The 11677-nt window shown below is 58.1% G+C and carries 9 protein-coding genes; 2 read left to right on the forward strand and 7 right to left on the reverse strand.

Going from position 1 to position 11677, the window contains the following annotated elements; translation table 11 throughout:
* Genes PM3016_RS20315 through PM3016_RS20325 form a run of 3 tightly spaced genes read right to left on the reverse strand, consistent with a single transcriptional unit; the run spans window position 1 to window position 4666 of the window.
* Complete coding sequence (locus PM3016_RS20315; protein WP_014370745.1) at window positions 1-2928, reverse strand: ABC transporter permease; 2928 nt, start codon at window positions 2926-2928, stop codon at window positions 1-3.
* Between the two features lie 12 nt (window positions 2929-2940).
* The gene (locus PM3016_RS20320) at window positions 2941-3975 is read right to left on the reverse strand and encodes an efflux RND transporter periplasmic adaptor subunit (protein ID WP_014370746.1); all 1035 of its coding nucleotides are present in this window, start codon (window positions 3973-3975) and stop codon (window positions 2941-2943) included.
* The gene (locus PM3016_RS20325) at window positions 3956-4666 is read right to left on the reverse strand and encodes an ABC transporter ATP-binding protein (protein WP_014370747.1); all 711 of its coding nucleotides are present in this window, start codon (window positions 4664-4666) and stop codon (window positions 3956-3958) included. The genes PM3016_RS20320 and PM3016_RS20325 overlap by 20 nt, the downstream gene beginning before the upstream one ends.
* Before the next feature lie 189 nt (window positions 4667-4855).
* Between PM3016_RS20325 and PM3016_RS20330 the strand changes: the two genes are divergently transcribed.
* A complete protein-coding gene (locus PM3016_RS20330) occupies window positions 4856-5266 on the forward strand; it encodes a MerR family transcriptional regulator (RefSeq protein ID WP_014370748.1) in 411 nt (136 codons plus the stop codon).
* A 20-nt stretch (window positions 5267-5286) separates the two neighbouring features.
* Window positions 5287-5544, forward strand: a complete 258-nt coding sequence (locus PM3016_RS20335) for a hypothetical protein (protein WP_238540269.1) — start codon at window positions 5287-5289, stop codon at window positions 5542-5544.
* 343 nt (window positions 5545-5887) lie between these two features.
* Here PM3016_RS20335 and PM3016_RS20340 read toward each other — a convergent pair whose 3' ends face one another.
* The 4 genes from PM3016_RS20340 to PM3016_RS20355 all read right to left on the reverse strand — a co-directional run bounded on the left by PM3016_RS20340 (window position 5888) and on the right by PM3016_RS20355 (window position 11524).
* Entirely contained in the window at window positions 5888-7318 is a 1431-nt protein-coding gene (locus tag PM3016_RS20340) for a transposase (protein WP_014368491.1), read from the reverse strand.
* A 392-nt stretch (window positions 7319-7710) separates the two neighbouring features.
* A complete protein-coding gene (locus PM3016_RS20345; protein ID WP_014370750.1) occupies window positions 7711-9108 on the reverse strand; it encodes an S-layer homology domain-containing protein in 1398 nt (465 codons plus the stop codon).
* Window positions 9109-9139: 31 nt separating this feature from the next.
* Complete coding sequence (locus PM3016_RS20350; RefSeq protein ID WP_041619189.1) at window positions 9140-10474, reverse strand: ABC transporter substrate-binding protein; 1335 nt, start codon at window positions 10472-10474, stop codon at window positions 9140-9142.
* A gap of 75 nt (window positions 10475-10549) precedes the next feature.
* Entirely contained in the window at window positions 10550-11524 is a 975-nt protein-coding gene (locus tag PM3016_RS20355; RefSeq protein ID WP_014370752.1) for a hypothetical protein, read from the reverse strand.
* Window positions 11525-11677: the final 153 nt, after the last annotated feature.

An 11677-nucleotide genomic window follows, 5' to 3' on the forward strand; every position in this document is an offset into this window, starting at 1 on the left:
TTAGTCCTCCCCCAGCTTGACGGCTTGATGGATACGGATGCGCGAGACGATATAGGCCAGGATCGACAGGCCGATGAGCATCATGAACCCGACGATGACATACAGCCTTGTCTCGTCCCGCGGGTCGAAGAGCACCTGGAACGGAGGCACCTGCGTCTTCGGATCGAAGGACATCTCGAACAGGGGCACGAAGAGCCGGCTGGTCAGGCTGCCGGTACCCATGCCGATGGCGATGGCCGCCCCCGAGATCAGCACCTGCTCGGCCGCCAGCATGCCGATGAGCTGGGGCAGCGAGATGCCCATCGCCCGGAAGATGCCGTACTGCAGCGTACGGGCGTGCAGGGACAGCACCCAGTACAGCAGAAAGCCGAAGAAGCAGATGCACACCGAGATCAGAAAGCCGAGCGTCATCACGCCGTTGATCGCCAGCTGGAACGGCTCCTTGACCGCCTTGATCTGCTCCTGCTTCGCATCCCGGAGCTCCTCGATCTGGAAGCCCTGCTCTTTCACGGCGGCATAGACGCCTTGGCTGGGCGCGCCTTCTTTCAGCTTCAGCCACACCTCATACGGCTCCAGCCCCAGATTGTTCTGGATGTAGGACAAGTGGCCGACGATCAGCTTCGGCCTGGATACTTTGGCACCGTCCGGTCCGCCCGCTTTCTCCTCCACCGCGCCGCTCCCGGACCCGGAACCCGGGTTCGGATTCCACGAGGGCCAGTAGTCGATAATCCCATACACGGTGAACGGTACAGCCTCCACTCCCTTCCAGCCGATCGAGACCGTCTCGCCCGCCTTCACCCCGTACTCTTCGGCAATGGACCGCGAAATGAGTACAGCCGAAGGCCGGGAGGCGATCAGATTGAGATAATCGCGGATATGGTGGTCCAGCAGGCCATTGCGCATCCAGACGGTCTCGCCGAAGGCTTTGGTGTCGATGCCCATGAGCTGGACGCTGCCGGACGTTTTGCCCTTGATGAGATCCGCGCCCGGACGGACGAACACCTTCGCTGCGCTCTCCACCCCCGGAAGCTGGGTGAACGGCAGGAAGGACGGCTCCGTGTACTGGGTTCTCCGGGGCGGTTCGGGGGGAGCGTCATCCTCGGCAGCCTGGGGCTGCACCGCCTCCTGCTCCTGTTCCTCCTGCAGCTCGCTGTACAGAATGACCGGAGGGGCATCGTTCTCCCACCGGATCTGCATCGTAATATCGGCGCCGGCGGCATAGCGGATCTTATCCGCCGTATTGGCGTTGATCGTGCGGGTCGCGCTCGCCCCGAACAGTCCGGTGGCAATCGTGACGATGAGGAAGACCATGAGAATCTGATACTGCACGATCGAACGGCTGACCTGAAGCATCGCGGCATACAGCGAGGGAGGCCACCAGCGGCGTCCGGCCCGGTAGATCAGCGTGATCAGCCAAGGATAGATCCGAAGCACGAGCAGGCCGGTTCCCAGGATGAACAGCGCCGGAATCAGGAACAGCAGCGGATCCACTCTCAGATCATTGGAAGAGAGTCCAAGCGAGAGCAGATCCTTCATCCGCGTGCGGTAATTATACAGTCCATAGAGCGCCAGTCCGATCAGGATGGCGTCCAGCCCGAACCGGTGCCAGAACGAGCTTGTGTCTTTCCGCGCCGACTGCTGCTTATGCTGGGTAATGCTCAGGCGGGTGGCGAGGAAGACCGGGATGAGCGTCATGACCAGGGACACGCCGACCGCAGCCAGGGCATAGACATACGCATCCCCGTTCAGGTTCACCTCGAGCTTCGCACGCTGCACGAACTCGAGGAAGCCGCTCGAGGCTCCCAGCATCTTCGTCAGCCAGACACCGGCATAGGGCCCGAGGAGCAGGGCGCACGCCCCCAAGATCAGTCCTTCCGCGGCATAGCTGAGAATGATCTGCAGGCGGCTGGCGCCCCGGCTGCGGAGGACGGCGATCTCGGTCTTCTGCCGGTCGGTGATCAGTGCGGCCACCATATAGAGGTAAAAGCCCAGCATCAGCATCACCGGCACGTTCAGCGACCAGAGCATCGTCCGGAGGCTCTTCTCCTTGGCATGATAGGCGGCCAGCGTCTGCATCGCCGGCGCATTCTTGTTATGCGTCTCGTAGCGGGCATCCATGTGTTCCTGGATCGCCCGGTCCGCCCGCTCGAAGTCGGAAGCCGAGGCGAGCGTCATCCGGGTATAGTCCAGCGCTGCATACCAATAGCCCGCCTGGACGTTCAGCTTGCCGCCCATCGTAAAGTCCCGCTCGAACAGCCCGAAATCGATCAGAAAGCTGTTCTTGTAGCTGCTCGGGATGTTGTACCAGTACAAGTCCGCGTAATCGCTGCGGTCGAACACCCCGACCGGCTTCACATAGACCGGCTCGCTGCCGGGCTGCAGCCGCAGGGCGAACACGCCATCGAGCACCATGGACAGCTCCGTCAGCGCCTCGCTGACAACGAGCGCCTCATAGACACCGTCCACCGGCTCCTTCGCCGGCATCCGCCCGTCGACGAGGCGGATATGTTCTTCCATGCCGTCCAGCGCGGTAAGGTCGGCGGACCGCTGCTTGTTCGGGTCCGCCTTGTTCGATTGGGCGGGGAGCAGGCCGTAGCGCTGGGTCGACCTTTCGCGGACATACGTCTGCAGGGGGAGGCCGAAGCGCTCGCCCGCCTCCCGCATCAGCGCGTCGGTCTCCGGCAGGCTGATCTTCTTTTTCTCCGCGTCTTCCCCGAGCTGGGCGGACAGCCAATAGATCCCCGGATACTGGCTGCCCTCCAGCTGCAGCTGCCTCAGCTCCTGGACGAGCAGGCGCTGCAGGATCGCGTTCGTGTAGACCGGCATGCTGCTCGCCAGCGCCACGGACAGGACGAGCCCGAGCAGCAGACTGATCTCGAGCCACTTGTTGTTCATCATCTTGCGCAGGATCATCAGAAAAAGTGCCAACGTCCCAGCCTCCTAGTTGTCCAGAATGATCCGCTGGCCCTCGCTGACGCCCTTGCGAATCTCCACCTCGGTTGCGGATACGATGCCTTTCTCCACATCGACCTCCTTGCGGCTTTCCCCTTCCATCACCTGCACGTAATCCCTTCCCATATAGCTGCGCAGACCTGCTCTAGGGATAACCAGCACGCCGGCCCGCTGCTCCGTCACGATCGTGATGTCCGCATGAGAGCCGATCGCCGTATCGGCCGGCAGCCCCTCGACGCGCAGAACCACCGACTTTGCGTTGATTTCGTCGGCCGTCTTGTTCCCGCTCGGCGGAGCGCTCATCGGGGTCTGAACGACCTTGCCCGGATAGGTCTTGTCTTTGAGCTTGACGCTCGCATCCATACCGATCTGAACCCCCGCCAGATCGTTCGGTCCCGCCGCCGTGTAGACCAGCTTCATCTGTCTCGGGTCGGAGATCGTCACTATATCCTCGTAAGCGGTTACTTCATCGCCCGGCTTGATCGGATCCAGATACGAAACGATGCCGTCCACTTCGGCCACCAGCCGTGACCGCTTGAGCTGGCTCTGCAGAGACCTCATCTGAATGCGCGCGCTTTCAAGATCGAGCGCTTTGATCCGGAGGGCGGGATCGTCCGCCGGCTTATTCTGCAGCTCCTGCTTCAGTCCGATCTCGATCTTCTCGATGGCGATCTCCTGCAGCCGGATTTTGTCGTCCAGGTCGCTCGTCTCCGTTTCGGCGATAACATCCCCGGCTTTGACCTTGTCACCCAGCTTTACATTCAATGCAACAAGACGGGCACCGGATTCGGTAAAATGCAGATAATGCATCCGTTCGGATACGAACGTCGCGTCTCCGGTGATGCCCTTGGCGATGTCGGACCGTTTCACTTCATAGATCGTCAGCGTCTCCTTGACCGGCTCGACAAGCGGCGGCTGCAGCTCCTGCTCCTCCACCGGCAGCAGCGAACAGCCGGCCAGCATGAACACCAGACCCCAGATGCCTGCGGCGCGGAGTATCTTCCTATTCTTCTTCGTGGGCAATACGACCATCCTCCAGTGTGTAGATATGATCAGCTGTGCTCATGATCGCAGGGTCGTGCGTGGTCAGGATCACGGTCATTCCTTCGTCTCTTACGAGGCTCCGGAAGGCCTGCATGACCTGCATCCCCATCTTGCTGTCGAGCTCGGCCGTCGGCTCGTCCGCCAGAATCAGGGCCGGCTTGTGGGCGATGGCTCTTGCGATGGCCACCCGCTGCTGCTCGCCCCCCGACATCTCGTAGGGCCTGTGCTTCATCCGGGCCTTGAGTCCGACAAGCTCCAGCGCATGCTCCCCGTATTCCTTATATAGAGCCGGCTTCACGCCGGCAATACGCAGCCCGAATTCCACGTTCTCATAGGCGGTCATCAGCGGAACCAGACCGAAGGACTGAAAGATCAGCCCCATCTGCTTACGCCTCAGCTCGCTCCGTTTTTTCTCCGGAAACCGGGCCAGATCCTCTCCGGCGAACAGCACCGTGCCTTCCGTCGGCCGGTCCAGCATCCCCAGGATGTTGATCAGCGTGGTCTTGCCCGAGCCCGACCTTCCCCGAAGCGCGATCAGCCGCCTGGCCGGGATCGTCAAGTCCGCGCCCCGCAGTGCGCTGACGGATGCGCTTCCCTTGCCAAACACCCGGGTGATGCCCACCGCCCTCACGAGCGGCTCTGCCGGCGGTACAGATTGGTCCATCGTCATCCCCCACCCTTCCTCTTCCATTCGATACCGTCCGCTTAGTTAACCATACAATGAAAAACGAGCCCCTTTTTAGGGGGTTCTGTGCGATTTTATAGGGTCATTGGGGCATGGCCGGACGCTCACAAAATAAAGTTGACCCGGTATCTAGGTACCGGGTTTATAATTACGGCATACGGGGAGGGATGAAGGATGCGGGGGCTTACCATCAGCCAATTAGCCAAGGAGTCACAGGTCACGGTCGAAACCATAAAGTTCTATGAAAAGAAGGGCTTGCTCACCAAGCCTCCCAGAACGGAGTCCGGCTACCGGATGTTTCCGGAGAGTACGGCAGCCGATATGGCATTCATCAAACGCGCTCAGGAAATGGGCTTCACCCTGCAGGAGATCCGGCATTTGCTCACGATGGTCCGGCAGGAAGACTATTACCCAACGGAGGAGATGCATGCCTTCGCTGCACTGAAAGTGGAGGAACTGGAGCGGCAGATCCGCCGGATGCAGAGCTTCAAGGAATTGCTCGAACAGATCGCACGGCGCCCTTATGCTGCTCCTCCCCTGCCCAGGCAGGAGTGTCCTCTTCTGGCCAGACTGTTGAAAGAGTGACTGATGAAAGGGTGAATGAAGTGAGCAAACGGATCGAAGTATTTACGGACAGCGGGAGGTTCGGAGACCAATTTACGGAACGGGTCAAGGGGGCTGCCTGTCCAAGATGTGTCATCACGGTATACGATGCCCATCAGCCGGAAGCGCTCGAGACGATGCGGGCCAAAGCCGAAGCCTATGGTGTGACGATACTGCCGTCCGTCGCCGTCGACGGCCATCTGGTCGATATGGACTCCCTGCAGCAGGGAACCATCCGGAAAGGGCTGAACCCCTGCTGAAGAGAAGCTCATCACGATATTCGCCTCTCGCATCCGCGATCCGCGGCCTGCAGTCCGAGCCGGAAGGTATGCGGTTCAACCTCCTCCTCCGGTGACCGATCGATTCAGCAGGGCGTCGGAACGTTCGTTTTAGAATAACGGAAGTGAGGTATCTTATGGAGGTATTTCCCGGTATTTCCCTGAACATAGCGGAACTCAGATGCCTTATAAGGGGAAAACGGATCCGGAAACCGTGCCCATCCCTACAATAGCGCATCTGAGGAGGGTATTTCATAATTGTTTCACTCTGTCTTCGAAAAGGCAGAATTTCTAAAACGCTATTTTTAAAACAGGTGGCTAAATTTTAGGCTGCCTGTTTTTGTTGTTTTTGGCGCATGCAATCAACAGCATATTGACAAAGCGTGTAGCTAAGAACACTCAGGGCGGCGTCAACCTCAGCTCTTTTACCGCGCTTCCTAGACGCCCCCAGTCCGTAGTAACCCTTCAGATAGGCAAAGATTCGCTCAACCGTTGTCCGTTTCTTGTATATTTTTTTGTAAGATTTACTGCCCCTGGCTGGTACGGTAAATCGTCTGAGATCCTTCTCTACCTTGATTTTATAGACCCTTTGACACCTGCCGCTTTTTTCTAGCGGGCATGCTTTGCACTCTTGGGGCCTAGTGAATTTTAAGCTTTTGTTCTTGGCATCGAAGCTGTCATATACGTAAGAGTGCCCTTCCTGACACACCGGGTGAAAATTCTCATTCAATCCTTCCGGCGGCTTTTTCGCTCGCTCGTTATAGTCAATTAGAGGCCAGGCTCCCAAGCTCCTTACTTGTTTGTAGACGGCCATAACATCATATCCAGCATCAGCCAAGGCGTGTTTGACCTTCCAGTCAGGAAAATCGGTTTGAAACTTCTTTAGCAGCGGAATCGCCAGCCGTCCGTCATTTACGTGAGCGGAACTGAAGAGGGCGCTCAAAATGTAATGCCCTTTACTGTCTGCGAGAATATGCAGTTTGTATCCATGCCACCACATGAGTTTTCCATTGGAGCCTTTTTTACTGCTCGTACTTGGATGTATAGGAATCAGCGGTTTGAGCTGCTCAAATGTGTAAGGGAGCATATCCTCGAGTTTACGTTCGAACAGGGGCAAAGAAGCTTCCCATGCTTCTCTTTCCAAACGGCGGCGCTCCGCCTCTGCCTTCGTAGGCGCACCCCTTTTATATTTCTTCCGCGGGTCTTCCAGACGCTTAGCGCTGGTGGATGGGGAGTGTTCCATTTCAAGGACAGGTTGTTCGTTAGACTCGGCCTTCGATTCCACTTCCTGTTCTTTACGCGGTTGGCGTTCCTCTGCCTCTACATGGGTGGAGTCAAAGCTAATAAAACTGGGAGAGACGAATCCCGCCGCAGCGGCGAGGGAAATGACTTGGCGCTGCAGCTCCCACAGCACACCGGAGTCGGCGAGTTTTGTATACAACCGTGAAAATGAAGCTTCACTAGGAATAGCGTCGGATCCGCGAAAACGGCAAGTCCTGCGGAACTCTTCATTTGTCCGCAAGCGCTTCAGCAAATCTTTTGTGGTCGGAATACGTTCAATGGTCCCAATGAGCATAGCGTATACCATGGCCGCATAGTTCAGCTCTTCTGGCCGGCCTCTGTGCGTTCTCTTGTTGAGCACGCGCAGTGCAGGTAAGAGGTCAAGCGTTTTGAAAACGATGCTGTATTTATTTTCTGGTGCCATTTCCATAAGCTCTTGCAGGGAAAACAGCTCTTCTTGACGAATAGTATACAAAAGAGTACCTCCTTCGTTTGAGTGTGGTGTGGTAACCATACATTCAATAACTTGGGTAGGTACTCCTTTTTTTTCTGCCCTGAAAGCCAGTTACGGCATGGGTTTTGAATTATGAAAGTGACTCCTGAGTTCCTTTATTTCCGGTGCGTACCATCGAAATGTGAGAATAGCGCACCGTACTTCCGTTATTTCTTAGACCGCATGCGCCAGCAGAATCGAGCCTAGCCCTGAATAAATATAAATTCTAATATGTAAGAAAAAACTCTGATCGGTTTCTATTCCAAGCATACCTTCAAAAAAAGGCAGCGGTACCGGGGGAGAAACGCCTCCCGGTCAACCGCTGCCTTATTCGATTGCATCCTTACCGCCCGGTTTGAACGGACAGCAGAGACTTATTTGTTCTGAAGCGCCCACAGGAAGCTTGCCTCAAGGATCTTCCACGCATCGTTCGTCGTTTTGCCGGACATGCCTGCAGCCATGTAGAAGAATACGGTACGGGCCGGTACGGTCTCGCCCTTGATATTCTTGGAGCCCTTCTCATACGCGTAGACAGCCGCTTTCTTGTCGTCACCGGCTACGGTCGCGATGACCGTGGCATTCTTGCCCGGCACACCGTAATCGATCCGGCCGTCTTCGGTGTACACGTCGATGGATCCGGTTACGCCTGCTGCGATCGGATGGGCTGCATCCTTGATCGTAATCTTCTTGACCTTCTCCACGCTGCTGTTTTCCGAAGTGGAGGACATGCCGAGATCGCCCATGGAGATGGCTTTATTGTAAATCACGGGAATTTCCAGCGTTTTCATGTGCTCCAGGTTTTCTTTGACATACTTGGAGTTCGTCGTTTCGCTGATGAAGATCAGATCGAAGCCCTTGATGCGCTCCGGGGACAGACGGCGGTCGATCAGATAGCTGACCACGAAGCCCTGGGTCTTCAGACGGTCGCCGATGATGACATCCTCTGCGGCCTTCTCCCGGCCGACGATGAGGAGCTTCTTGCCCTTCGGAGACACCTCTCCGGCAGGCTCGTCATCCTTGGACGTGTCATTCCCGCCCGCAGCAGGCTCCTCTTTGTCCGGGGTACCGGTCGCAGGCGTTTCCGATGCAGGCTTGCCGCCGGCAAGCAGGTTCTTCGCCTCATAGCTCGCCAGGGCCAGCATGCGGCGGGTCGCAGGCGACGTTCCGTCGAAGCTGCCGCCCTCGGCGGTCATCAGCTTCTTCTCCAGTGCGAGCGCGACATACGGCTTCGCCCATTCGGCTACCGTAGCGTCCGCCACAGGCGCGGCACTGCTAGCAGCCTCTTCAAGGCCCAGACCGCGGATCAGGAACGCGGACAGCTCTTGTCTGGATACGGGACCGGCCGGATTATAGAGGACGCCTTCGGCATCATAGCCGTTCGTCAGGCCGGCCTTCTTCAGCGCCTCAATGTAAGGAAGCGCATACGCATTGGCCGGGTCGTCCGCAGATACATCCTTGAAGGACGAGGCAGTCAGCGTCCCGTCCACCGGCAGCTTGAAGATAATGGACGCCACCTTGGCGAACTGGGCGCGGTTCATCTGTACATCAAGACCGAACGTGTCCTCCGAGAGGCCGTTGAATACGCCTTCAGAGAGGAGCGAGTTAAATTTGTCTTTTTGATCCTTCGGCAGGCCGGCGAGATCCTTGAAATCATCGGCCGTCTTGGCTGCCGCAATCCGAACCTCTCCCGGCGAGGCGGCTGAAACCGCGAACGGCAGGAGGGTCATCCATACGAGCACTAGGGACAAGAATGTCATCAGGGTTTTCTTCATTGAGTTCACCTTCCTGGACTGGATTTGGAGGCTATTTAGAAGCTGCTTTCATCTCCTGGATGGCCTTCGTGGACTGTTCCTCGATCATGCGCACCGCAGTGACGGAATCCTTCGATTCCTTGAAGATCAGCGGAGCAAATACGTTATGCAGCGGAACATCGTACCACAACAGGCCCTCGGCCCGAGCAGCCGGCGGCATCGCATTGCGGCTCGCGAAGACGGCGCCCGTATTGCGGCCCCGCATCTGCGGCAGGTTCTGCCCGAAGGCTTCCTGCACCGTGCGGCTCTGCAGCGGACCGATAACGCCCTCCCGGGACAGCTCGGTCTGATGCTCCTCGGACAGCAGAGAGGCCATGACCTGGAACGCCAGATCCTTCTTGGCCGACTGCTTGGCAATGAACATCGAATACAGATTCGGCTGGTAAGACGTGTTCGGCGCATCAGCGAACGACGGGACGGAGACGATGTCGAAGTTCAGGTTCTTGTTCTGCTCATGAAAGGTCGCGATCCGGTCCACGGTAGCTACAGCCATCGCAATGTTGCCTTCGGGGAATTTCTCCACCGTATCGAACTGGTTGGCGGGAATCTCGTAGAACCGCCTCAGGTTGTCGACGGCTTTGGTCCACCCCGGATCCCGCATGTTCGCCTTGTCCTCCTCCTGGCTGAGGGGCGAGAGCGAGAGCTGGTTGTAATTCAGATAATGGCCCGGGTTCTGCGAATAACCCTTGTACGTGATTTCGCCTTCCACCCGCGTCAGCTTCTTGGCCAGCTCGTAGAACTCGTCGTAGGTCATCCCGTTCTTCGGATAGTCGACCCCGAACTTGTCGAAGATATCCTTGTTGTAGAAGAGGACGAAATCGCTGTTCGTAAAAGGAAGCCCGTAGAGCTGTCCCTCCGGTGAGATGCTCCGGAGCTGGGCCATATAGGCCGGATTCAGGGTGCCCGTATCGAAGTTGTACTTCTTGACGAGCGGACTGATGTCGTATTGCAGATCGTTCGCAATGAGATACCGGTAAGCATTCATCCGCGTGTTATCCATAATGATGTCGGGAATGGTGCCGGCGGCGATCAGATCCTTGTACTGCCTTCCGGGATTATCCCAATGCACGTGCTTGACCTTGATATCGGGAAACTTCTTGCGGATCCAGGACCCGATCTGTTTCTCGAAGATGTCCTCTTTGGCATAGAAGGCCGGCCAGACGGTGTAAATGAACAGCCCGTTATCCGCCGAGGCCTGCTCCGCCGTGCCTGAATCCTTGGTCTTCGCAGCCTCCGGCTGGGTTCCGGCAGGAACGTCCGTACAGCCGCACAGCAGAGCAAGTGCGATGGCTGCCGAGCAGCCGGCTCCCGTCAGCTTGGGCATCATCTTTTCCCCCTCTCTGCCGGTCCCCGGGCTGCCATGGGACGGCACCCCGGGGATGGCATGAATAATGGGCCGGTGCTAGCCGTTCTGCAGCGTCCAGAGCACCAGGTTATCGAGCAGCTTCCAGCTGGCGTCCGTCGAATTCTCATGCATGCCGTTGCTCCAGTAGAAGAAGGAGACTCTCGCCTTGGTCGTATATCCGTTGTCGGCTTTCGTGCCCTTGTCGTAGTAATAGAGGGCGGCCTTCTTCTTGTCGCCCGGCACCGTCGCGATGATCTTCGCTTCCTTGCCCGGCACCCCGTAGCTCACGCCGAATTTGTCTCCGGCTTCCTTGAACACGTCGACCTTACCGGACAGGCCCCCGGCTACCTTATGCTTGCTGTCGACGATCTCGATGGACTTCGAGTTCATCACCGTCGTGTTCTCTTCCACGGAGGACAATCCCAGGTAGTACATGCCGTGGTTCTTCACATACACGGTCGGGATGGCGACCTCCTTCATGAAGCCGTCCTTGAGGTACTTGGAGTTGGTGGTCTGGCTGATGTAGATGAGGTCGTATCCCTTCACCTCGTCGATCGTCACATCGCGGTCCTCGATATTCGTTACGACAAAGCCGAGATTCTTGAGCCGCTGGGCTACCGCCACGTCCTCCGCCGGATTCCGCTCCCGGCCGACGAAGAGCACCTTCTTGCCCTTGGCCGAAATCTCGGGGGCCTGGGCAGGGGCCGGCGCCGGCGCCGGCTTCGCTGCAGGCGCTTCCGCCTTCGGCGTCTCGGCAGGCTTCGCTGCAGGCTGGGCCGCCGGCTTGCTCTCGGCCTTCGGCGTTTCCGCCGGCTTCGCTGCAGGCTGGCTCTCGGCTTTGGGCGTCTCGGCCGGCTTGCTCTCGGCCTTTGGCGCCTCAGCCGGCTTGGCCTCCGGCTGGCCCTCGGCCTTCGGCGTCTCGGCCGGCTTCGCTTCCGGCTGGGCCGTCGTCCCCGCATCGCTGCTTGGAGCCTCTGTCTTACCGGCATCCGCTGCCGGTGTGGAGGCGCTGCTTTCCGCTGCCGGCTTCACCGCTTATGCAGCCGGCTGGGCAGTCTCCGCCGGTTTCGTGCGGCCGCCGTCCGAGCAGGCGGCCAGGGTTAGGGCCAAGATCACGGCGGTCAGCCAGGCAAACACTCGCTTCACGCAATTCAGCTCCTTTTCCAATACCTTTTGTTAGTTGCC

The sequence above is a fragment of the Paenibacillus mucilaginosus 3016 genome, assembly GCF_000250655.1.
Taxonomy (GTDB): domain Bacteria; phylum Bacillota; class Bacilli; order Paenibacillales; family NBRC-103111; genus Paenibacillus_G; species Paenibacillus_G mucilaginosus.

What these genes read in the sequence shown, in the direction of transcription:
- PM3016_RS20330 (WP_014370748.1), top strand. Translation starts at nt 4,856, where the DNA reads ATGCGGGGGCTTACCATCAGCCAATTAGCCAAGGAGTCACAGGTCACG.
- PM3016_RS20325 (WP_014370747.1), bottom strand. Translation starts at nt 4,666, where the DNA reads ATGACGATGGACCAATCTGTACCGCCGGCAGAGCCGCTCGTGAGGGCG.
- PM3016_RS20350 (WP_041619189.1), bottom strand. Translation starts at nt 10,474, where the DNA reads ATGATGCCCAAGCTGACGGGAGCCGGCTGCTCGGCAGCCATCGCACTT.
- PM3016_RS20345 (WP_014370750.1), bottom strand. Translation starts at nt 9,108, where the DNA reads ATGAAGAAAACCCTGATGACATTCTTGTCCCTAGTGCTCGTATGGATG.